The organism is Planomonospora sp. ID67723 (genome assembly GCF_015711605.1).
Lineage (GTDB): Bacteria > Actinomycetota > Actinomycetes > Streptosporangiales > Streptosporangiaceae > Planomonospora_A.
Genome location: NZ_JABTEZ010000001.1, coordinates 904,105 through 925,474, shown reverse-complemented (window position 1 = coordinate 925,474; position 21,370 = coordinate 904,105). Strand labels below are relative to the sequence as shown.

Annotated in this window: 20 protein-coding genes and 1 tRNA gene; 12 read left to right on the top strand and 9 right to left on the bottom strand. The window is 68.7% G+C overall.

Translation table 11 applies throughout. From position 1 onward, the window contains the following. Positions 1 to 8: 8 nt before the first annotated feature. The 9 genes from HS041_RS04315 (at position 9) to HS041_RS04275 (ending at position 6,942) form a co-directional block, all read left to right on the top strand. The gene (locus HS041_RS04315; RefSeq protein ID WP_196439208.1) at positions 9 to 299 is read left to right on the top strand and encodes a hypothetical protein; all 291 of its coding nucleotides are present in this window, start codon (positions 9 to 11) and stop codon (positions 297 to 299) included. A gap of 314 nt (positions 300 to 613) precedes the next feature. Next, positions 614 to 1,306 (top strand): GntR family transcriptional regulator, encoded by a 693-nt coding sequence (locus HS041_RS04310; RefSeq protein WP_196439207.1) that lies wholly within the window; start codon positions 614 to 616, stop codon positions 1,304 to 1,306. A 116-nt stretch (positions 1,307 to 1,422) separates the two neighbouring features. Next, positions 1,423 to 1,857 carry an LSm family protein gene (locus HS041_RS04305; RefSeq protein WP_196439206.1) on the top strand — a complete coding sequence of 145 codons (435 nt, stop codon included), beginning with the start codon at positions 1,423 to 1,425 and terminating at the stop codon, positions 1,855 to 1,857. After that, on the top strand, positions 1,857 to 2,129 hold the full coding sequence (locus tag HS041_RS04300) for a hypothetical protein (protein WP_196439205.1): 273 nt from the start codon (positions 1,857 to 1,859) through the stop codon (positions 2,127 to 2,129). The genes HS041_RS04305 and HS041_RS04300 overlap by 1 nt, the downstream gene beginning before the upstream one ends. Before the next feature lie 83 nt (positions 2,130 to 2,212). Then, on the top strand, positions 2,213 to 3,661 hold the full coding sequence (locus HS041_RS04295) for an FtsK/SpoIIIE domain-containing protein (RefSeq protein WP_196439204.1): 1,449 nt from the start codon (positions 2,213 to 2,215) through the stop codon (positions 3,659 to 3,661). Continuing rightward, positions 3,661 to 3,870, top strand: coding sequence for a hypothetical protein (locus tag HS041_RS04290; protein ID WP_196439203.1), 210 nt, complete (start codon positions 3,661 to 3,663; stop codon positions 3,868 to 3,870). Before HS041_RS04295 ends, HS041_RS04290 begins: the two co-directional genes overlap by 1 nt. Beyond that, a complete protein-coding gene (locus HS041_RS04285; protein WP_374058823.1) occupies positions 3,867 to 5,582 on the top strand; it encodes a replication initiator in 1,716 nt (571 codons plus the stop codon). Before HS041_RS04290 ends, HS041_RS04285 begins: the two co-directional genes overlap by 4 nt. After that, the gene (locus HS041_RS38060) at positions 5,579 to 5,761 is read left to right on the top strand and encodes a helix-turn-helix domain-containing protein (protein ID WP_307845167.1); all 183 of its coding nucleotides are present in this window, start codon (positions 5,579 to 5,581) and stop codon (positions 5,759 to 5,761) included. The genes HS041_RS04285 and HS041_RS38060 overlap by 4 nt, the downstream gene beginning before the upstream one ends. Next, entirely contained in the window at positions 5,761 to 6,942 is a 1,182-nt protein-coding gene (locus HS041_RS04275; protein WP_196439202.1) for a tyrosine-type recombinase/integrase, read from the top strand. Before HS041_RS38060 ends, HS041_RS04275 begins: the two co-directional genes overlap by 1 nt. Positions 6,943 to 7,008: 66 nt before the next feature. Here HS041_RS04275 and HS041_RS04270 read toward each other — a convergent pair. The 9 genes from HS041_RS04270 to dnaA form a co-directional block, all read right to left on the bottom strand. After that, positions 7,009 to 7,082: transfer RNA gene (locus tag HS041_RS04270), tRNA-Ile, on the bottom strand. A 147-nt stretch (positions 7,083 to 7,229) separates the two neighbouring features. Continuing rightward, positions 7,230 to 8,012, bottom strand: coding sequence for a DUF3566 domain-containing protein (locus tag HS041_RS04265; protein ID WP_196439201.1), 783 nt, complete (start codon positions 8,010 to 8,012; stop codon positions 7,230 to 7,232). 72 nt (positions 8,013 to 8,084) lie between these two features. After that, a complete protein-coding gene (gene gyrA, locus HS041_RS04260) occupies positions 8,085 to 10,571 on the bottom strand; it encodes a DNA gyrase subunit A (RefSeq protein WP_196439200.1) in 2,487 nt (828 codons plus the stop codon). Between the two features lie 48 nt (positions 10,572 to 10,619). Beyond that, complete coding sequence (gene gyrB, locus HS041_RS04255) at positions 10,620 to 12,563, bottom strand: DNA topoisomerase (ATP-hydrolyzing) subunit B (protein ID WP_196439199.1); 1,944 nt, start codon at positions 12,561 to 12,563, stop codon at positions 10,620 to 10,622. A 293-nt stretch (positions 12,564 to 12,856) separates the two neighbouring features. Then, positions 12,857 to 13,498 carry a DciA family protein gene (locus HS041_RS04250; protein WP_307845166.1) on the bottom strand — a complete coding sequence of 214 codons (642 nt, stop codon included), beginning with the start codon at positions 13,496 to 13,498 and terminating at the stop codon, positions 12,857 to 12,859. Continuing rightward, positions 13,488 to 14,726 (bottom strand): DNA replication/repair protein RecF, encoded by a 1,239-nt coding sequence (gene recF, locus HS041_RS04245; RefSeq protein WP_196439198.1) that lies wholly within the window; start codon positions 14,724 to 14,726, stop codon positions 13,488 to 13,490. The genes HS041_RS04250 and recF overlap by 11 nt, the downstream gene beginning before the upstream one ends. A 199-nt stretch (positions 14,727 to 14,925) precedes the next feature. Beyond that, positions 14,926 to 15,870 (bottom strand): phosphogluconate dehydrogenase (NAD(+)-dependent, decarboxylating), encoded by a 945-nt coding sequence (gene gnd / locus HS041_RS04240; protein WP_196439197.1) that lies wholly within the window; start codon positions 15,868 to 15,870, stop codon positions 14,926 to 14,928. Positions 15,871 to 16,440: 570 nt separating this feature from the next. After that, positions 16,441 to 17,580, bottom strand: a complete 1,140-nt coding sequence (gene dnaN, locus HS041_RS04235; protein WP_196439196.1) for a DNA polymerase III subunit beta — start codon at positions 17,578 to 17,580, stop codon at positions 16,441 to 16,443. A gap of 593 nt (positions 17,581 to 18,173) precedes the next feature. Next, complete coding sequence (gene dnaA / locus HS041_RS04230; RefSeq protein ID WP_196439195.1) at positions 18,174 to 19,937, bottom strand: chromosomal replication initiator protein DnaA; 1,764 nt, start codon at positions 19,935 to 19,937, stop codon at positions 18,174 to 18,176. A 524-nt stretch (positions 19,938 to 20,461) separates the two neighbouring features. Between dnaA and rpmH the strand changes: the two genes are divergently transcribed. The 3 genes from rpmH (at position 20,462) to yidD (ending at position 21,368) form a co-directional block, all read left to right on the top strand. After that, entirely contained in the window at positions 20,462 to 20,599 is a 138-nt protein-coding gene (gene rpmH, locus HS041_RS04225; protein ID WP_010849920.1) for a 50S ribosomal protein L34, read from the top strand. A 113-nt stretch (positions 20,600 to 20,712) separates the two neighbouring features. After that, the gene (gene rnpA / locus HS041_RS04220; RefSeq protein WP_196439194.1) at positions 20,713 to 21,090 is read left to right on the top strand and encodes a ribonuclease P protein component; all 378 of its coding nucleotides are present in this window, start codon (positions 20,713 to 20,715) and stop codon (positions 21,088 to 21,090) included. Next, positions 21,087 to 21,368 carry a membrane protein insertion efficiency factor YidD gene (yidD, locus tag HS041_RS04215; protein WP_196439193.1) on the top strand — a complete coding sequence of 94 codons (282 nt, stop codon included), beginning with the start codon at positions 21,087 to 21,089 and terminating at the stop codon, positions 21,366 to 21,368. Before rnpA ends, yidD begins: the two co-directional genes overlap by 4 nt. Positions 21,369 to 21,370: the final 2 nt, after the last annotated feature.

Sequence of the window (21,370 nt, the reverse complement as noted above, 5' to 3'; positions counted from 1 at the left end):
AGCGCCAAATGAACTCGATCATGCAGGCCGCCGCCGCGTTCCAAGACCAGCAGATCCAGCAGCGCCGCACCCTGGCGCTGACGCGACTGCGCGATGAACTGCTCACCCTCGGCGTGCGCGCCGAGCTGCGCGACAACGACACCGCCCTCATGATCTCCCCGCCCGGTTCGGGGCTGCCGGTGTGGGTGTTCGTCGGCTACGGCGGCACCTCCTTCTCCTGGCAGTCGGCCGAGAAGCGCCACCCGATCAGCGACATCCCCGGAGCCGCCCAGGCGCTGGCCGACTACCTCGGCCGATAGACGGGCGCGGCGGGGCAGTGAGCCCGACGGCATCTGCGGGGAGCCGCGTGCGCGCCAACCCTGCCCCGTCGCGCCTTCCCACGCTCCGGCAGGTGAAAGACCATGGTCGCGTAGCCCACCCCTTGCGCGCCTTCCCCACTTCTTTCGCCTGCCGGGGCGTTTGTCGTGTCCGGCCTCCCGGCTCGCTTCGCCGAGTAGGGGGCGGGTGACAAGACGGCCGCGTACGGCTACGCTCAAACTTGGTAAAACAACCTGTCGGGTGCAGGACGGTCATGATGTCGCTTGAGTCCGTACCGCCGAAGTATGCACAGCTTGTGCAGACGATCCAACGGCGAATCGAGGCGGGAACCTACGGGCCCGGCTCGCTCCTTCCCAGCGAGAACCAGCTCATCCAGGAGTTCGGTGTCTCCCGGCCCACCGTGGTCGCGGCCCTGCGCATGCTGCGCGAACAGGGCTGGATCGACTCCCAGCAGGGCAAGGGCCGCTTCGTGCGCGGCCGTCCCGCGATGAGTTCAGCCGAACGGCCCCGGCCCGGACAGGCGTACCTGACCGCCCCGGAAACCACCTCCGAAGGGGAGGTGATCGAGGCCGCCGCGCTGGCCGCGCCCAACCGCATCACCGCCCTGCTCGGCCTGGCCTCGAAGAGCAAGGCGTTCCTGCGCCGGCGGCTGGTCAGCCGGGACGGGGAGCCGACCGAGATCGTCTCGTTGTGGGTGCCGGTGGAGTCGTCCGAAGGCACCGACCTGACCAGCGCCGAACCCCTCCCGCAGGGCCTGCGCGAGCATCTCCAGGCGCGCAAGGGCGTGCGGTTCGATCACGTGGTGGAGCAGATCACCGCGCGCATGCCCACGACTGAGGAGGCCAAGCGGCTCGGCATGCCGAAGAACACGCCGTTGCTGGCGGTCTACGGTGCGGTCCGAGACGCCTCGGGTACGGCTCTGGCCGTGGTGGAGGTCCTGCTCCCGGCCGACCGGCACGAGCTGGAAGACGCCTACCCGATCGGATAGCCCTTCGTCACTTCACCTCAGAGCCCGCTTAGGCACTTGACCTATCAAGCGGGCTCTTCTATCTTCAAAGTACTTGATAGGTTAAGTGTCTATCAGACGACAAGAGGAGTGCCGTTATGGCTCTGCAAGGCCCCATCCCCGTCACCTTCGCCCACGTCTTTCCGCACGGCTGCTACGTCGTCGGAGAGGTCGAGGCGGTCAAGGACTTCGACGCCTCGACCAACGGCCGCTTCGTCCAGGCCCGCGACAAGTCCACCGGAGAACTGGTGTGGCAGGTCGCCGTCATGGACGCCGACCCGACCGTCAAGCCCGGACAGAAGACCGTCGCCGTCAAGATCCTCGCCCCCATCCAGCCCGTGCCCCCGGCCCCCATGCCGGGCCTGCCCTTCACCCCGGTCGAGTTCGACCACGTCACCGTCACCCCCTACGTCAACGGCACCGGACGCCTCGCCTACTCGATCAAGGTCCGCGAGATGCGCGCCCCGCGCACCGGTCCCGCTCCCGCTCCCGCCAAGAACCCCGTCACCACTACCGCGAAGGACGCCGCCTGATGACCCGTCGTAGGAACCACCGCGTCAGCATCATCAACCTCAACACCGGCCGGGGCGCTCGCGCCACCAGCCACCCCTACCCGGCCCGCACGCCGGTCCTGGCCCTGGACTTCGGGGCCGTTTCGGTCCTGGTCACCACCTCGGCCAGCGACCAGGTGAGCGCCGCTGACGTCGAGTTCGCCCGCCAGCTCGCCCGCGAAGCCCACGCCTTCGCCCGCTCGGTCGAACGCTCCTTCCACCGCATGACCGCCGGCAACGGCGTCGCGGCCTGACAAGGAAACGGGGCCGCCGGAACTGGTCCTTCCGGCGGCCCCTCGTCTCCCCAGATGCGAATCACAGAGAGAGCTGAAGTCTAATGTTCAAGAAACTGCCCGGCGACGAGGCCCGAACCCTCGTCTCCACTACCCCTGATACCGCCGTGGTCTTCCGTCCGGCCGTCGTCCAGACTCCGGCGATCATCACGATTCTGATCTTCATTGGCCGCCTGGTCGTCGGACTCGTCCGTCTCACCTGGCGTCACCCCGTCGCGGTCTCCATCGTCGCCGGGTTCACTGCGGTGATCTGGCTGTACGGCTGGCGCGTCGCCCTGGTCGCCATCACGGTTCCCGTCTCGGTGCTCGCGTCCTGGCCGCTGGTCGATCGTGCCTCCTTCGCCCGCTGGGTCGGCTGGCCGCTGGTCGCCTTCTGGCGGCTGCTCTGGGTCTATGGGCGGCACTGGCAGGCGGTGATGTTCATCTCCGGCCTGGCCCGCTCCCACAAGGGCCGCGACTACCTGCCGAGCCTGGTCAAGGTCTCCTGCACCTCGTGGGCCGACCTGGTCACGGTGAAACTGCTCAAGGGCCAAGCGGTCAAGGACTGGGCCGACCGCATCGAGCACCTGGCCCACGGCTTCGGCGCGGCCTCCTGCCGGGTCGCGGTCCAACGCTCGGGCCGCCTGCTGCTGACCTTCCCCCGGCGTGACCCTCTGGCCGTGCCCTTACCGGCCGTGCCGCTGGCCGAGACGGTCTCGCTGGGGCCGGTCGAGATCGGCAAGCGCGAGGACGGCAGGCCGTACCGGCTCAAGGTCCATGGCACTCACGTCCTGATCGCCGGGGCCACTGGGGCGGGCAAGGGCTCGTTCCTGTGGTCCACGATCCGGGGTCTGATCCCGGCCATGTGGGTGGGCCTGGCTGAGGTCTGGGCGCTGGATCCCAAGCTCATGGAGCTGTCCTTCGGTCGCGACCTGTTCGGCAAGCGGTACGCCGCGACTCCGGCCGAGTGCGCCGATCTCCTCGACGAGGCCGTGAAGATCATGCAGGAGCGGGCTGCCCGCTTCGCCGGGGTCCAGCGCAACCACACCGCGACCCTGGAAGATCCGTTCATCCTGGTCATCGTCGATGAGGTCGCGTTCCTGACCGCCTACCAGCAGGACAAGGCCCTCAAGGCGCGCATCATGGCGGCGCTGGCCACCTTGACCACCCAGGGCCGCGCGGTCGGCATCGGCGTCATGGCGGCTCTCCAGGACCCCCGCAAGGACGTGCTCACCATCCGCAACCTGTTCCCCGACAAGATCGCGCTCCGGCTGGACGAGTCGGAACAGGTGGACATGGTCCTCGGGGACGGTGCCCGTGATCGCGGGGCGCTGGCCGATCACATCTCCTCCATCCCGGAGCAGGGCGCGGGCGTGGCGTACGTGCGGCTGGAGACCTCGCCCGACCCGATCCGGGTGCGCGCGGCCTATGTCTCTGATCCCGACATCCGTGACATGGCCGCCCTGTTCACCGGCGAACTCGCCGAGCCGATCCGGACGGAGGAGCGAGTCTGATGAAGATCACTATCGAGGGCACCCGCGCCGAGATCCACCGGATCCAGACACGCCCGATCATCGCCGCCGGGGGAGCGGAACCCTGTCAGCCCGTGCTCGCCTATCGGCTCGACGGGGTCCGCGTCTACCGGCACCCCTACAGCTCCACGTACCGGCTCCTGGCGGACCTGATCGACCACTCCGGGATCGATGACAGGGAGGCCATGTGACCGAAACCCCCGCCCTCCCTCCGGCCTCCGATCCCAAGCTCCCCCGCACCGTCCGCGACACCCTGCCCTTGGCTCTGGATGTCGCGGTGGAAGTCGCCAAACTCAACGGCGTCTGCATCCGGCCCATCGAACTCCGGCGACTCGACACCCACACCGGCAAGAGCGAACCGTTCGACATCCCATGCGGCACCACCCAAGAGGCCAAGTGCCCGCCGTGCGCCCAGCGCAACAAGCAGCTCCGCAAGGCCCAATGCCGGGAAGGCTGGCACCTGGATCACGAACCCATCGCCGAGCCCAACCCCTCCACCGAAGATCAGCGCTGGCTGATCGAGTTCCGGGCCGACACCCAAGTCAAGCGCGACGAAGCCGAACGCAACGGGGAAGACGTCGCCGACTGGGACGAGGCGATCGCCGAGATCGACGCGGAGATCAACACCGCCGGAATGCGGGGCAACGTCGTCGGCGGGCGGACGGTGCCCAAGCGCTCCCGCTCCACCCGGCGGCGGCAAGATGCCCCGGACCTGCCCCGGCGAGCCAAGGCAGACACCACCCTCGGGCGGACCTTCACCAGTTCGGACGGCAAGGTCTTTCGGCCGTCGATGTTCGTCACGCTCACCCTGCCCTCGTACGGCCGTGTCCGGGCCGGTCAGGGCGTGCCGGTCGATCCCTCGGCCTACGACTACGCGCGGGCCGCTCGCGATGCCCTGCACTTCTCCAAGCTGGTGGACCGCTTCGTGCAGAATCTCCGCCGGGTGGCTGGCTACGATGTGCAGTACTTCGCCACGGTGGAGCCTCAGAAGCGGCTCGCCCCGCATCTGCACATGGCCATTCGGGGCACGCTGCCCCGTACCGAGATGAAGCAGATCGCGGCGGCCACCTATCACCAGGTGTGGTGGCCTGCCGTTGATGACGTCCGCTTCGAGGGCGATCACCTGCCGGTCTGGTCTCCACGAGCCGACCTCGACGAGGGAGCCGCCTCCCCGGACGGGCAGAGCGGTGACTACCTCGACCCGGTCACCGGCGAAGTCCTGCCCACCTGGGATGAAGCCCTCGACCAGCTCGACCAGGACGAAACAGCCGAACCCCTGCACGTGCTCCGCTTCGGGGACCAGGTCGACGTTCAAGGCGTGCTCGCCGGCACCCCGGACGCCGATCAATGCATCCGCTACCTGTCCAAGTACCTGACCAAGAACCTGGGCGACACCCTCGACCCCGGCGACCCCCACTTCCAAGCGCGCCGCGATCATGCCGCCCGGATGGTGGAAGCGCTGCGCTACGAACCGTGCTCCCCGACCTGCGCCAACTGGCTGCGGTACGGCGTGCAGCCCAAGGACGCCAAGGCAGGCATGGTCCCGGGCCGGTGTCGGGGCAAGGCGCACAAGCCCGAACACCTCGGCTACGCCGGTCGCCGGGTCCTGGTCTCCCGCAAGTGGTCCAACAAGACGCTCCGGGAGCACAAGCAGGACCGCCGGGCCTGGGTCCTCGACGCCCTCGGCCTTGCCGACGACCCCGCCGAGAACGACCCCCACCGCTACATCTGGAACCCGGTCTCCAGCAAAGACCCGACCCGTACCCCGCTGGCCAAACGGCTACTGCGAAGCATCGCCGACCGGCAGAGAACACGGGCGCGACTGCTCGAACTCCAGGCCAGAGCCGAAGGAAGACCCATCTCGGATCTTTCGGCAACTCCTCCACTGGTGGAGGCCGCGTGATAAACGGCCCCGTTCTCTCAGTCGAAGAAGCCGCCGAACAGCTCCGCGTGAGCCGCTGGACGCTCTACAAGTTCATCCGCTCGGGCCAGCTCAAAACCTTCAAGGCCGGTCGGCGTCGCCTCGTGCCGGTCACCGCGATCACCGAACTTGTTGACCTACTCATGGAAGAAGCTGCCTGATGACCAAGACCCTGATCGGCACCCCCGACGAGGAACCGCGCAAGAGGAGTCGCCGCAAGCGGGCCAACAACGAAGGCACCGTGTACCAGCGGGCGGACGGCAAGTGGTGTGGGCAGGTCTACGTCCTCACCGCCGACGGTACCGAGAAGCGCAAGACCGTCTATGGCAAGACCGCCGACGAGGCACGGGCCAAGATCCAGGAAATGAAGCTCAAGTCTCGCCGGGGCGTGCCTGCGGCTGACCGTGCCTGGAAGGTCGGTGACTACCTGGATTACTGGTTGAACGATGTTGCCCGGCACTCGATCCGCAAGACCACGTTCGCCAAGTACGAGACGATCGTTCGTCTCTACCTCAAGCCGGGGCTCGGCCGGAAGAAGCTGGACCGGCTGACCGTCGCAGAGGTTCAGACCTTCCTCAACGGAAAGATCAACGGGGAAGATCATGCAATCGGAACCGTTCACGTCATGCGGAATGTCCTGAGCGCGGCCCTGACGCGAGCCATGCGGGAAGAGATCATCTCTCGCAACGTCGCGCGGCTGGCGACTCTTCCGGCAATCGACTCCAAGCGCAATCAGCCGTGGACGGCCGATGAGGCGCGGTCCTTCCTTCGGGCTGCGAGGTTCGATCCTCTGTACCCGGCCTTCGTGCTCCTGCTGCTGTACGGCTTGCGGCGGGGCGAAGCGCTCGGGCTCCGTTGGGTCGATGTGGACTTCGAGGAAGGACACGTCAACATCCGGCGGCAGCTTGTTCGGGTCGGTAAGGAGCTGCATCACGGGCCGGTGAAGACCAGGGCGGGCAACCGCTCGCTGCCGCTCCTCGGCATCGTCCGTGAGGCGTTGGAGATCCAGCGGGACGGGCAGGAGATCCTCAAGGAGGAGGCGGGTAAGGACTGGGCGAACACTGGGCTCGTGTTCACGACCAAGTCAGGACGGCCGATCGAGCCGCGTAACCTCGCGCGGTCCTTCGCTCGGATCGTGGAGACAAACGGGCTGCGACCGATCCGCGTTCACGACCTGCGGCACACCGCCGCATCACTGCTCAAGAAACTGGGCGTCGCACCACGTGACGCGATGGAGATCCTCGGGCACAGCCGGATCTCAGTCACGATGGAGATCTACACGCACGGAGACGGGGAGAGCCGAGAGGATGCCCTCAAGAAGGTGAACGGGCTGTTCGAGTGAGGCCGTTGCAGTACCCGTTGCAGCAAAATGCCCCGGAGCGTGATCGCTTCGGGGCGTTTATCGAGGTGGGGCTACCAGGACTTGAACCTGGGACCTCTTCCTTATCAGGGAAGCGCTCTAACCGACTGAGCTATAGCCCCTCACCGTGCGGAAACCGTATCGCATCCTTGGAGTGGAGGCGAACTCTTTCGCGCGGACAGGGAAAAGCTTACCGTGCTCCGGGACCTGCTCGCGCCATACGCGGGGCCGTGTTCCCCGGGTACGGCCCGGGGAACACGGCGGAGCACCTACTCGGCCTCGCTGAAGGTGACCTCGATCCCGCCGACCAGGTCGGAGGCGACGTTGTAGATCACCGCGCCGAGGGTCGACAGGGCCGTGATGAGCACCACGTTCACCGCACCGATCAGGGCCGTGTAGCCGAGGATGCGGACCGGCTCGAACCAGGGGGCGATGTCGAGCGAGGTCGCCGTGCTCTTGCCGTCCGGGTTGGTGAGCTGGTTCACCGTCTGGATGATCGAGTCGAAGACGCCCAGGCCGTTGAGCACCATGTACAGCACCGCGACCGCGACGAACAGCACCACGAAGCAGACCAGCGAGACCACGAAGCTGAACTTCATCGCCGACCAGGGCTCGATCCGGCGCAGCACCAGATGGGCCTTGCGCGGTGCCCTGGGGGCGGTGTCCGACTGCTTCTTGTTGCCGGTCATCTCCAGCGGAGGGGACGGCATGCCCAGCGGGGAGTTCCTGTCGGCGGTCTCCCGCGGAGGAGCGGACACGTTCGGCGGCGGGGGCGGCGAAGACGGGAGGTTCCCCGGCGCCCAGGACCTGTCCGTCTCGGCGGCGGCCGGGCGGATCCGCATTGTGGAGTCGCTCGGCTTGTCGGCCTCGGCAGAGACGGGACGGATCCGCCTCGTGGCGTCACCGACCGGCTTGTCGTCCTCGATCGACGTCACCTTGGACCCGCCCTTGAACTCGTCGGTCTTCGAGTCGTCGGTCTCCGGCGTAGGCGCGCTGGCGTCGGCCGGTGACTCGACCACCTCGACGACTTCCGCTTCAGTGGTCTTGTCCATCTTCTCCGTCACCTGCTTGCGTGTCGATGGGGAGACCGCTCGCGGACCAGATCCGGCCTGAGCGCTCACGGCCTACTCCCCTTCCCCGTTTTCCTCGGTTTCCAACGCCTCGGCGTTGCGGGCGAGCGCCACGACGCTGTCCCCCTCGGCGAGATTCATCAGCCGCACCCCCATCGTCTGGCGGCCCGACTGCTTGATCTCCCCGGCACTGGTCCGGATGACCCCACCGGCCGACGTGATCGCGAAGACCTCGTCCTCCGGCCTGACCATGACCGCGCCGACCAGCTTGCCACGAGCGCTGACGATCTTCGCCGTCAGCACGCCCTTGCCGCCTCGTCCCTGAACAGGGTATTGATCCGCGGGAGTGCGCTTGGCATACCCGCCTTCGGTCGCGACCAGAACGTCGTCGCCGTCGGCGATCCGGTTCATCGCGAGAAGCTCGTCCCCTTCGAGGAAGCGCATGCCGATCACACCGCTGGTCGCCCGCCCCATCGGACGCAGCGCCTCGTCGGTGGCGGTGAAGCGGATGGACTGGGCGCCTCGGGAGATCAGCAGGAGGTCGTCGTCCTCGGATACCAGCCGCGCTGCGATCACCTCGTCATCTTCGCGCAGATTGATGGCGATGAGGCCACCCGAGCGCGGCGAGTCGTATTCCGCCAGCCGGGTTTTCTTCACCATTCCGCTCCGCGTGGCCAGCACGAGGTACGGCGCGACGTCGTAGTCGCGCATGGCGAGCACCTCCATGACGACCTCGTCGGGCTGCATGGCCAGCAGGTTCGCCAGGTGCTGGCCGCGGGCGTCACGGCCGGAGTCGGGTAGCTCGTAGGCCTTGACGCGGTAGACCCGGCCCTTGTTCGTGAAGAACAGCAGCCAGTGGTGGGTCGTGGTCACGAAGAAGTGGTCGACGATGTCGTCCTGGCGTAGCTGCGCGCCGCGCACGCCCTTCCCGCCGCGCTTCTGCGCCCGGTACAGGTCGGTGTTGGTGCGCTTGGCGTAACCGCCGCGGGTGATCGTGACGACCATGTCCTCCTCGGCGAGGAGGTCCTCGATGGACATGTCGCCTTCGTAGGCGATGATCTCCGTCTTGCGCTCGTCGCCGTACCGTCCGGTGACCTCGGAGAGCTCGTCGAAGACGATCGTCCGCTGCCGCTCGGGCGAGGCGAGGATGGCCTGGTACTCGGTGATCTGGGTCATCAGGCTGTCGTGCTCGTCGGTGATCTGCTGACGCTCCAGGGCCGCCAGCTTGCGCAGCTGCATGTCGAGGATGGCCTGCGCCTGGATCTGGTCGATCTCCAGCAGGGTCATCAGGCCGCCCTGCGCCTCCGCGGCCGACGGCGAGCGACGGATGAGCGCGATGACCTCGTCCATGCGTTCGAGGGCCTTGAGCAGGGCACGCAGGATGTGGGCCCGCTCCTCGGCCTTGCGCAGCAGGTAGCGGGTCCGGCGGACCACGACCTCGATCTGGTGGTCGATGTAGTGGCGGACGAACTGGTCCAGCCTGAGCGTCCGAGGCACGCCGTCCACCAGGGCGAGCATGTTGGCGCCGAAGGTGGTCTGCAGTTGCGTGTGCTTGTAGAGGTTGTTCAGCACGACCTTGGCGACCGCGTCGCGCTTGAGCACGATCACCAGGCGCTGGCCGACCCGGGAGGAGCTCTCGTCACGGACGTCGGCGATGCCGCTGATCCGGCCGTCCTTGACCGACTCGGCGATCGACAGCGCCAGGTTGTCCGGGTTGACCATGTAGGGCAGCTCGGTGACGACCAGGCACTGGCGGCCCTTGGCGTCCTCCTCGACCTCGACGATCGCCCGCATGGTGATCGAGCCGCGCCCGGTCCGGTAGGCGTCGTCGATGCCGCGGCGGCCCACGATGAGCGCGCCGGTGGGGAAGTCGGGGCCCTTGACCCGCTCGATCAGCGCCTCGAGAAGCTCGTCGTCGCTCGCCTCGGGATTCTGCAGGGCCCACTTGACGCCCTCGGCCACCTCACGCAGGTTGTGCGGCGGGATGTTGGTCGCCATGCCGACCGCGATGCCGGCCGACCCGTTGACCAGGAGGTTCGGGAAGCGGGACGGAAGGACCAGCGGCTCCTGGGAGCGCCCGTCGTAGTTGGGCTGGAAGTCGACGGTGTCCTTGTCGATGTCACGGATCATTTCCATGGCGATCGGCGCGAGCTTGCACTCGGTGTACCGCATGGCGGCGGGCATGTCGTTGCCCGGCGACCCGAAGTTGCCCTGGCCGTCGACCAGCGTGTAGCGCAGCGCCCAGGGCTGCGCCAGCCGCACCACCGTGCCGTAGATCGAGCTGTCACCGTGCGGGTGGTAGGAGCCCATGACGTCGCCGACCACACGCGAGCACTTGAAGTATCCGCGGTCGGGACGGTAGCCGCCGTCGTACATGGCGTAGAGAACGCGGCGGTGCACCGGCTTGAGCCCGTCGCGGACGTCGGGCAGCGCGCGGGACACGATGACGGACATCGCGTAGTCCATGTAGCTGCGCTGCATCTCCGACTGGATGTCGACCGGCTCGATGCGCTCTGCGGGCGGAGTGTTCAGTTCCGTCACGAGTGGTGGGTCCTTTTCGAAAGTCGGGGAGGGTCCGTACGGCTGCCGCTACACATCGAGGAAACGCACGTCTCGTGCGTTCCTGATGATGAAGGAGCGGCGGGCCTCGACGTCCTCACCCATGAGAACGCTGAACAGGTCGTCGGCCTGGGCCGCGTCGTCGAGGGTGACCAGGCGGAGCACCCGGGTGTCCGGGTTCATCGTGGTCTCCCAGAGCTGGGAGGCGTTCATCTCGCCCAGACCCTTGAAGCGCTGGATGCCGTCGTGCAGGCGGGGGTCGCGCTTGCCCGCGGCGATGCCGGCCTCGATGATCGCGTCGCGCTCGGCGTCGGAGTACGCGTAGGAGGCGTCCTCGCCCCGGCGGTCCCACTTGATCTTGTAGAGCGGAGGCTGGGAGAGGTAGACGTGCCCGGCCTCGATCAGCGGCCGCATGAAGCGGAACAGCAGCGTCAGCAGCAGCGTGTTGATGTGCTGGCCGTCGACGTCGGCGTCGGCCATCAGGATGAGCTTGTGGTAGCGGAGCTTGGCGATGTCGAACTCGTCGTGCACGCCGGTGCCCATGGCCGTGATCAGTGCCTGGACCTCGGTGTTCTTCAGCACCTTGTCGATGCGTGCCTTCTCCACGTTCAGGATCTTGCCGCGGATGGGCAGGATGGCCTGGAACTTGGAGTCGCGCCCGCCCTTGGCAGAGCCGCCCGCCGAGTCGCCCTCGACGATGAACAGCTCGCACTTCTCCGGGTCGCTCCACTGGCAGTCGGCCAGCTTGCCGGGCAGGCCGGAACCGGACTCCAGCAGCGACTTGCGCCGGGTCAGGTCGCGGGCCTGGCGGGCGGCGATGCGCGCGCGGGAGGCCTGCAGCGACTTGCTGATGATCTCCTTGGCCTCGCCCGGGTTGCGCTCGAACCAGTCGCGCAGGTGGTCGTTGCAGGCCTTCTGGACGAACGACTTGGCCTCGGTGTTGCCCAGCTTGGTCTTGGTCTGGCCCTCGAACTGCGGGTCGGCCAGCTTCACCGAGATGATCGCGGTGAGACCCTCGCGGATGTCCTCACCGGTCAGGTTGTCGTCCTTGCCCTCCTTGAGGAACTTCTGCTCGCGCGCGTAGCGGTTGACGATCGACGTCAGCGCGGCGCGGAAGCCCTCCTCGTGGGTGCCGCCCTCGGCCGTGTTGATGGTGTTGGCGAAGGTGTAGACCGACTCGCTGTAGGAGTTGTTCCACTGCATGGCGATCTCGACGGAGATGCCGTCGCCGTGCTCCTCGAAGTCGATCACCGAGGCGTGGGCGGCGTCCTTCTTGGAGTTGAGGTGCCCGACGAAGTCGGACAGGCCGCCCTCGTAGTAGTAGACGACCTCGACGGCCTCGTCGTCGATGTGGTCGGGCCGCTCGTCCCGCAGGGAGATCGTCAGGCCCTTGTTGAGGAAGGCCATCTCCTGGAAGCGCCGGGAGAGGGTCTCGAAGTTCCACGTGGTGGTCTCGAAGATGGACTCGTCGGCCCAGAAGGTGATCGAGGTGCCGGTCTCGCCGGTCTCCTCGCCCTTGACCAGCGGGCCGGTGGGCCGGGTGTCGGCGTAGCTCTGCCGCCAGTAGTGCCCGTCGCGGCGGATCTCCACCTCCAACCTGGTGGACAGCGCGTTGACCACGGAGACGCCCACGCCGTGCAGGCCGCCGGAGACCGCGTAGGACTTGCTGTCGAACTTGCCGCCGGCGTGCAGGACGGTGAGGACGACCTCGACCGCGGGACGCTTCTCGACAGGGTGCATGCCGACGGGGATGCCGCGGCCGTTGTCGACGACCCGGACGCCGTTGTCGGCGAGGAGCGTGACCTCGATCCTGTCGGCGTGCCCGGCCAGGGCCTCGTCGACCGAGTTGTCCACGACCTCGTAGACGAGGTGGTGGAGGCCGCGTTCCCCGGTCGATCCGATGTACATACCCGGGCGCTTACGGACCGCCTCAAGTCCTTCGAGAACGGTGATTGAGCTAGCGTCGTAGGACAAGTGTGAAATCCTCCTGCCGAGGACACGCGGCGGGAGAACGCTCAGCCCCGCCGTCCGTCACCGTCGTGAATGCCCCGATGCGTTCACCCAGGGGAATCGGCTCACGGGCCGGGGTGACACGCAAACGGACGTGTCCGGAATCCGATTTCATTCTAGCGGTTCGCGGGGGATGATGCGGCATTCCAGGGCTCTGAAAGCCTCTCTCGCGCGTCGATCACCGCTTCCGGCATCCCCCTACGGGGACGGGGGTCATCGCGCCACAGTGCCCGCTGATCCGTTTTTTCGCCGTCCGGTCAGCCGTAAGTGTCGCCCGGGCCGCGACTTCCGGTCACCCGGAGACCACCGCTGGGCCGGGGGGCGTTCTGCGGCCCCTCCACCTTCACCCGCTGCACCGTCCCGTCGCCGAGCTCCTCGTTCAGCCGCCTGACCAGCGTCCCGGCCAGCAGCCGCAACTGGGTCGCCCAGGCCGTGGAGTCGGCGATCACCCGGACCTCGCCGTCGGCGAAGCTCTCCGGTCTGGTGTGCGCCGCCATGTCGGGGCCGACGATCTCATGCCAGCGCCCGAACACCCCGCCCACCGCGGCCGGTTCCTCCCATTTCCGGTCGGAGAGCAGGTCGGCGATGGCCCGGCCGAGGGGCTGGGGATCCCCCGAGGACCTGAGCGACCCGGCTGCCTTGCGCCGGGGCTCACGGCGGGGGAGCTGACCCCGCCTGGCCGCGTCGGCCTTGGCCTGGGCCAGCTTCTCCCTCGCCAGGGCGGCGCCCCTGGCCGCCACGCCCTTGACGCTCCCCGGCTCGGGGACCGGCCCGCCGGCCCCCCGCGCGGCACCGGGTTCGGCCTCAGGAGAGGACGGCGCGGTCCCGGGGGGCCGCGCGGCCTTCGCGCCCTGAGCCCGCCGGCTCGGGTCGCCCGCGAGGGTCGGGTCATCGGACACGGGCCACGCTCCCTTCGGTCACGTCGAACCGGGCCCCGGACAGCTCAGGCGGCACGTCGTCGGGGACCGCCGCGGTGATCAGCACCTGCTCGGCGGAGCCGACGAGCTCGGCCAGGCGGCGGCGGCGCTGGGCGTCGAGCTCGGCGAAGACGTCGTCGAGGATCAGCACCGGGTCGCCGCCGTCCGCCCGGAGCAGGTCGTAGGCGGCCAGCCGGAGCGCCAGGGCGAACGACCAGGACTCGCCGTGGCTGGCGTAGCCGCGGGCGGGCAGCTCCCCCAGGCCGAGGAACAGGTCGTCGCGGTGCGGGCCGACGAGGGTGACGCCGCGCTCCAGCTCCGCGTTCCTGACCTCCAGCAGGCCGGCGCGGAGCGCCTGTTCGAGCGCGGCCCGGTCGAAAGCCGCGGCGCCGGCCGCCACCGGATCTCCCGATCCGCCGGGCTGTACGGCGGGCGGGGGAGAACCGTCCGCGGCGGTGGACAGCGTGCCCCGGTATTCGAGACCGGCGGCGGCGGAGCCCGGCGCGAGGGCGGCGTAGGAGGCGGCGACCAGCGGGCGCAGCGCCTCGACCAGCTCCAGCCGCGCCGCCAGCAGCTCCGCGCCCTGCCGGGCCAGGTGCGCGTCCCACACCTCCAGGGTGCTCAGCACGTCTCCGGCCCCGGCCGCCGCGAACCCCGAGTCGCTCTCCGCCCGACGCCCGCTCCGGCTCCCCCGCCGGGCCTGGGCCGCGGTGCGCAGCAGGGCGCCGCGCTGCTTGAGCACCCGGTCGTAGTCGGCCCGGACTCCGGCGAACCGGGGCGTCCTGGCCACCAGCAGGTCGTCCAGGAAACGACGCCGCTCGGCGGGGTCGCCCTTGACCAGGGCCAGGTCCTCGGGGGCGAACAGCACCGTGCGCAGCAGCCCGATGACGTCGCGCGGCCGGGAGACGGGCGAGCGGTTCAGCCTGGCCCGGTTGGCCCTGCCCGGGTTGATCTCCAGCTCGACCAGGGCCCGCCGGTCGTCGCGCACGACCACCGAGCGCACGATGGCCCGCGCCGCGCCCTGCCGTACCAGCGGCGCGTCGGTGGCGACCCGGTGGCTCGACTGCGTCGCCACATAGCCCAGCGCCTCGACCAGGTTGGTCTTGCCCTGCCCGTTCGGGCCGACGAACGTCGTGACACCCGGTTCCAGACCGAGGTCGACCGTGTCGTAGGACCGGAAGTCGGTGAGCGAGAGGTGGGCTACGTGCACCCCGTTACGTTAGTACCTTCTCGTTCCTCCGGGGGCTGGAGAAGCACGCCTGTGGACGGGGCACGTCCCCTGTGGACGGAGGGCGCGGTACGGCCGGACCGTCCACAGACGGTCCCCACCCTGTGGACGGCCCACGGGTCGTGGGCCGTCCACAGGGTGGGGACCGCGGCCCGCGGGAACGCGCGGGCCGCGGCCGGTGCTACTTCTGGGCCTCGACCGGCGGGACGACGTCGGCGCCCGGGGCGTCGGCGCCCTTGTCGACCTCTCCGGCCTTGGAGGTGACGGCGTGGCCGCCGAACTGGTTGCGCAGGGCCGCCACGACCTTCATGGCCGGAGAGTCCTCCTGGCGCGAGGCGAACCGCGCGTACAGCGCGGCGGTGATGACGGGCAGCGGCACCGCGTGCTCCACGGCCGCCTGCACCGTCCACCGGCCCTCGCCGGAGTCCTGGGCGTAGCCGCGCAGCTCCGACAGGTCCTCGTCCTCCTCGAGCGCGCGGACCAGCAGGTCGAGCAGCCACGAGCGGATCACGGTGCCCGTCCGCCAGCTCTTGAACGCGCCGGGCACGTCGGTCACGATGTCGGCGGCCTCCAGCAGCTCCCAGCCCTCGGCGAAGGCCTGCATCATGCCGTACTCGACACCGTTGTGGACCATCTTGGCGAAGTGGCCCGCCCCGATCTGACCGGCGTGCACGAAGCCGTCCTCGCCCGGAGGCTTGAGGGTCTCGAAGATCGGCCTGAGCCGCTCGATGTCGCTCCCGGCCCCTCCTGTCATCAGGGCGTAGCCGTTCTCCAGGCCCCAGACGCCGCCGCTCACGCCGCAGTCGACGAAGCCGATCCCCTTGGTCGCGAGCTCCGCGCCGTGCCTCTGGTCGTCCACATAGTGGGAGTTGCCGCCGTCGACGACGATGTCCCCGGCCGAGAGCAGCTCCCCGAGCTCCTCGATCGTCGCCTGGGTCGGTGCTCCCGCGGGCACCATGACCCACACCGCCCGCGGCGCCTGGAGCCGGTCCACCAGCTCCTTCAGGCTCGAGACGTCGCTGACCGCCGGATCCCGGTCATAGCCCACGACGTCGTGGCCGCCGCGGCGCAGGCGCTCGGCCATGTTGCCGCCCATCTTCCCAAGCCCGACCATGCCGATCTGCATTCGAGCACCCCCTTCAGGGTTCCATCATCCACCCGGTGCCGGGCGGGCCCGCGCAAGCCGTACCGGCTCGGCGGTCCCTCCTGCGGGATCGCCCGAGGGGCCGGGGAGGGCGTCCTCCGGGCCGATGCGCGCGGCCGGCCCCGACCGTCCGGCCTCATCCACAAGTACCCACGCGGGGGCGTGCTCACCATGGATAGGCGTCGGGCCGGGAACGACCCGGTCGTCAAGGCCCCACCGGCCCCCGCGCCGAGCCGGTGGAGATCTTCCCACAGGTGTGGAGAACCCGCCTGTGGAGGTCCGGCCGTTCCTCCACAGGCGGGGATGACCGCCGCACCTCGCGTGTCCGCGTCCCCGCCGGTCGTCCCCGCCAGTTGTCCACAGGCGGTGCAGACCTCAGCCGGAGACGCGCTTCGCGACCGCGGCGGGGCGGGCGGCGCTGAGCGGCTCTGTGCCCGCCTCGCCGCGCGCTCGCACGGTTTCCCAGCCCGCACCCGTCCCGCCCGTCCCAGGGGTCACCTCAGCGGGCCGCAGGGGCTCCGGGGAACGGCTGCCGCACCCGGCGTGCCCGGATCAGCTCGACAGGCGGATCGGCATGATCAGGTAGCGGTAGTCGGGAACGCCCCCGTCCTCCACGGGCTTGCCGCCGGTGAGGATGGCGGGCTTGGTCGAGGTGGTCATCTGCAGGCGCGCGACGTCGGAGTCGATCGCTCCCAGGCCCTCCAGCAGGAACTGGTGGTTGAAGGCGATGTTGATGTCGTCGCCCTCGAAGTCCACCGGCAGGACCTCCACCGCCTGGGCCTCGTCGCCGCTGCCCGCCTCCAGGACGACCTCGCCGTCGCGGAAGGCCATCCGGATCGGGGTGTTGCGCTCGGCGACCAGGGCCACACGCTTGACGGCCTCGACGAAGCTGCCCACGGGCAGGTCCGCGCGGGCCGAGAACTCGGTGGGCAGCAACGAGCGGTACTTGGGGAACTCCGGGTCGAGGAGCCGGGTCGTGGTGCGCCGGCCGGCGCTGGAGAAACCGATCATCCCCTCCCCGGTGCCGCCGACGGAGCTCATCGCGATCTCCACCTCGGCGCCGGTCGCGCCCAGGGCCTTGGCCGCGTCCGCGAGGGTCTTGCCGGGGATCATGGCGATCGCCGAGATGTCGGGCTGCTCGGGCTGCCACTTCAGCTCGCGTACGGCGAGGCGGTAGCGGTCGGTGGCGGCGAGGGTGACCGTGTCGCCCTCGATCTCCACCCGCACGCCGGTCAGCATGGGCAGGGTGTCGTCCTTGCCGGTGGCGACCGCGACCTGGCCGACGGCCGAGGCGAACACGTCGCTGCCCACCCGGCCGGCGGCCGGGGGCATGACCGGCAGGGAGGGGTAGTCCTCCACAGGCATGGTGAGAAGTGTGAACCGGGCGCTGCCGCAGGTGACGACGGCCTTCATCCCGTCCACCACGAAATCCACAGGCTGTGCGGGGAGCGCGCGGGTGATCTCTGCGAGGAGCTTGCCGGAGACGAGGACCACGCCCGGCTCACCCGTCTGCGGTTCGAGGGTCACCTCGGCGGAGACCTCGTAGTCGAAGCCGGAGAGCTTGAGCTGGCCGCTCTCCGTGACCTCCAGACGCATGCCGGCCAGCACCGGCACGGAGGGACGCGCCGGCAGGCTGCGTGCCGTCCATGCGACCGCCTCGGCGAGTACGTCTCGGTCGACCCGGAACATCACGTGGATCTGCCTCCTGTGTGTCGAGCGCTGTCCGCTCGGTGCCTTCGCTGCCTTGGGTTCAAGTGTTCACTGTCCCGCACGTGCGCTCCCCGGGAACTCTTCTATGGGTCTTGAGTTTTCCCTTAGAGAGATAAGTGGAGTCATCACAGTAGGGGCTGTGGAAACTGTGGAAGACCAGTGTTTCCGCAGGTCGCCACCTGTTTTTTCATCCACCGGGGTTGTGGGTGAAGGGTGTGGGTAACTCGCCCGTCTGTGGATGCCCGGAGGATACCCACAGGCCGTCCCCAGACAGGGGCTCCGCTGTCCCCAACTTATCCACGAGTATCGGCGAGGTTTCCCCAGGTTATCCACGGGGTAGGAGTCCGTTTTGTGCCTGGGGATAAGTCCGCCCACAGGGCGTCCACACGTTATCCACGAGTTACCAACAGGTTCTCCCCAGGTTCTCCCCAGGGTTGTCCACATCTGCTGAAAACCGTTCACGTTCTCTGATCCGATGTTGATCATGGTCGGAGCCCCAGTCGATCTTCCGTCGCGGGCCGATCGGTGATCCACAAGGTTTTCCACAGGCTGTGCATCACCCGGGGAAAAGTCCTTCAGCCGTTGCGCGACTGCTGCTTGATCCGGGTGGTCAGCTCGTTGACCTGGTTGTAGATCGAGCGCCGCTCCGCCATGAGCGAGCGGATCTTCCTGTCGGCGTGCATGACCGTGGTGTGGTCACGGCCGCCGAACTGCTGGCCGATCTTGGGGAGCGACATGTCGGTGAGCTCCCGGCACAGGTACATCGCGATCTGACGGGCGGTGACCAGGACCCGCGAGCGGGAGGTGCCGCACAGGTCCTCGATCGACAGCCCGAAGTAGGTCGCGGTGGAGGCCATGATCGTGGCGATGGTGATCTCGGAGTCGGCGTCCTCGGTGATCAGATCCTTGAGCACGACCTCGGTGAGCTGCAGGTCCACCGACTGCCGGTTCAGGCTGGCGAACGCGGTCACCCTGATCAACGCGCCCTCGAGCTCGCGGATGTTGGTGGAGATGCGGCTGGCGATGTACTCGAGCACCTCGGGCGGGGCGGCCAGGCCCTCCTGGATCGCCTTCTTGCGCAGGATCGCGATGCGGGTCTCCAGCTCGGGCGGCTGGACGTCGGTGATCAGTCCCCACTCGAACCGGTTGCGCAGCCGGTCCTCCAGAGTGACGAGCTGCTTGGGCGCCCGGTCGCTGGAGATGACGATCTGCTTGTTGGCGTTGTGCAGGGTGTTGAAGGTGTGGAAGAACTCCTCCTGCGTCTGCTCCTTGCCCTCCAGGAACTGGATGTCGTCCACCAGCAGGATGTCCACAGCCCGGTACCGGCCCCGGAAGTTGTCGGCCTTGTGGTCGCGGATGGAGTTGATGAAGTCGTTGGTGAACTCCTCGGAGCTGACGTATCTCACCCGCGCGCCGTCGTAGAGGCTCTGCGCGTAGTGACCGATCGCGTGCAGCAGGTGGGTCTTGCCCAGACCGGAGTCGCCGTAGATGAACAGCGGGTTGTACGCCTTGGCCGGCGCCTCGGCCACCGCGACCGCGGCGGCGTGCGCGAAGCGGTTGCTGGAACCGATGACGAACGTCTCGAAGGTGTACTTCGGGTTCAGCTTCCCGGGTTCCTTGGCCGTACGGCCGCCGCCCGCCCGGGTGTCCCACCGGTTCTGTGCGGGCGCCGGCGCCGGGTTCGGCACGGGGCCCGGGGCCGGGCGGTTGAAACCGTCCGTCTCCGCACGCGAGGCGGGGGGCTGCGGGGTGTATCCGCCACGGCCGTATCCGGACCCCCGCTCGACCGGCGGCGGCGCCGGGGACTCGGCGGGCAGGTAGGGCTGGGCCGGCTCCTCCATGCGCGAATAGGGATAGGAGAAGGGCTGGGCCTGCGGCTGGTGCTGGGGATACTCGGCGGGAGGGGCGCCGGCGGGCCCCGGGATCGGGAAGCGGGGCGGAGCGCCGGACGGCCCGTGCGACGGCGGGGCCGCGGGCTGCGGATAACCCTGCTGCATCCCGTTGCCCTGGGGATAACCCTGCTGGGATGCCTGGGGATGCGCCCCGGTCCCCGTCGAGCCGTCCTCGTCGTCGGATTTGGCGACGGAGGGGTCGACCACCACGACGAACCGCATCGGGCTGCCGATCTCCTGGGAGAGCGCGTGGGTCAGCATCGGGCGGAGCTTGCCCTCCAGGACGTCCCTGGCGAAGTCGGTGGGGGCGGCGAGCACCACGGTGTCGTGCATGAGCCCGAAGGGCCGGGTCTGGGCGAGCCAGGCGCGGTGCACGGGCGAGACGTCCTCGTTGAGCGAGTGCCTCAGCACCTGGGCCCAGACCGCGCCGAGGTCCACTGCGTCCATGGCTCGGCTTCCTCCTCCCGACGCGGCCCCCGCAAGCTCACCGCGATCCGTTTATCCACACCGATGGCTGCCGAGCGCATCGGACTCTCTCGTTGTCCACACGCCGGCACCGTGCGGATCTCCGGCGACGTCGGCTCGGAATCCACACCGAATCCACACGCTGTGCACAGTCCCGTACTGACAGCCAAGCCGCGTTTCGGCAGCGGAGAGAAGGGTTGGGAGGGCTGACAGTAGTCTCTGTCCACAGAGGTGTTCAAGACGTTGTCCACAGACTAGTGGCAGTGTGGAGAGGCTGGGTTCACATCCTGTGGACAAAGTTACGGCAGGGGAAAAGCACCTTGTGGGCCTGTGGAAAACTCTTCGGCGCCCGCTTCGCCGGTTTGACCTGGGGCGCGTTCGCCCCGTAACGTACGACGGTCGGCTTGCCACGCGGCGGCTATTTCGCATGCCCCGCATCCGGCAGGCCAGCCACTGTCGAGCGTCCCCATGTGCTGGGGGCGCGTTTTGAAGCCTGGAGCCCACTCGTGAGCAAGCGTACTTTCCAGCCGAACAACCGCCGTCGCGCGAAGACCCACGGTTTCCGGCTGCGTATGCGCACCCGCGCCGGTCGCGCGATCCTGGCCGCCCGCCGCCGCAAGGGCCGCGCCGAGCTCTCCGCCTGACACCTCATCCCTCGTGCCCGGTCCGCCGGGCCAGGCAGTGACGTCCTCTCGCCCGCCGGTCATGTCACCGGCGGGCGACAGCCGTACCTGCCCAGGGTCGAGAAGGTCCTCTCGTGTTGCCGTCCGGGTCCCGCATGCGCCGGGGCGAGGAGTTCGCCGACGCGGTCAGGAAGGGCGGCCGTGCAGGCCGCCCCACCCTGGTCGCGCATTTTCGCGTGCGCGAGCAGACCGACGAGCCGCCTCTGGTCGGCTTCGTGGTGAGCCGCGCGGTGGGGGGATCCGTCGTCCGCAACCGAGTCAAACGCCAGTTGAGACACCTGGTGCGGGACCGACTCGATCGGCTCCCGCGGGGTAGCCTGCTGGTTGTACGCGCCAATCCACCGGCCGCGTCCGCGCAAAACGAGCGCCTTGCCGCCGAACTCGACAGCGCGCTGGATCGTTTACTCAGGCGGCGAGAGTCTCCCGAGACTCGCATGGACGGACGACGATGACGGCGCAAGAGCAGCTCACCGGGGCCTCCCCGGCCGCCAGGACCCTGATGGCTCCCATCCGGTTCTACCGGACCTTCGTGAGCCCGCTGCTGGGTCCCCGTTGCCGTTTCCATCCTTCGTGCAGCGCCTACGGTCTCGAGGCGATCGCCGTACACGGCGCGTTGCGCGGCACATGGCTGACGATCCGGAGAATCGGGCGTTGCCACCCATTCCATCCCGGGGGTTTAGACCCGGTGCCACCACGCCCGGTCCGGTCCAACGAAACGCAAGGGAGCTAGCT

Coding starts and splice junctions, on each gene's coding strand:
- HS041_RS04315 (WP_196439208.1), top strand. CDS start 9: ATGAACTCGATCATGCAGGCCGCCGCCGCGTTCCAAGACCAGCAGATC.
- HS041_RS04305 (WP_196439206.1), top strand. CDS start 1,423: ATGGCTCTGCAAGGCCCCATCCCCGTCACCTTCGCCCACGTCTTTCCG.
- HS041_RS04300 (WP_196439205.1), top strand. CDS start 1,857: ATGACCCGTCGTAGGAACCACCGCGTCAGCATCATCAACCTCAACACC.
- HS041_RS04295 (WP_196439204.1), top strand. CDS start 2,213: ATGTTCAAGAAACTGCCCGGCGACGAGGCCCGAACCCTCGTCTCCACT.
- HS041_RS04290 (WP_196439203.1), top strand. CDS start 3,661: ATGAAGATCACTATCGAGGGCACCCGCGCCGAGATCCACCGGATCCAG.
- HS041_RS04275 (WP_196439202.1), top strand. CDS start 5,761: ATGACCAAGACCCTGATCGGCACCCCCGACGAGGAACCGCGCAAGAGG.
- HS041_RS04265 (WP_196439201.1), bottom strand. CDS start 8,012: ATGGACAAGACCACTGAAGCGGAAGTCGTCGAGGTGGTCGAGTCACCG.
- gnd (WP_196439197.1), bottom strand. CDS start 15,870: ATGCAGATCGGCATGGTCGGGCTTGGGAAGATGGGCGGCAACATGGCC.
- dnaA (WP_196439195.1), bottom strand. CDS start 19,937: ATGGACGCAGTGGACCTCGGCGCGGTCTGGGCCCAGGTGCTGAGGCAC.
- yidD (WP_196439193.1), top strand. CDS start 21,087: ATGACGGCGCAAGAGCAGCTCACCGGGGCCTCCCCGGCCGCCAGGACC.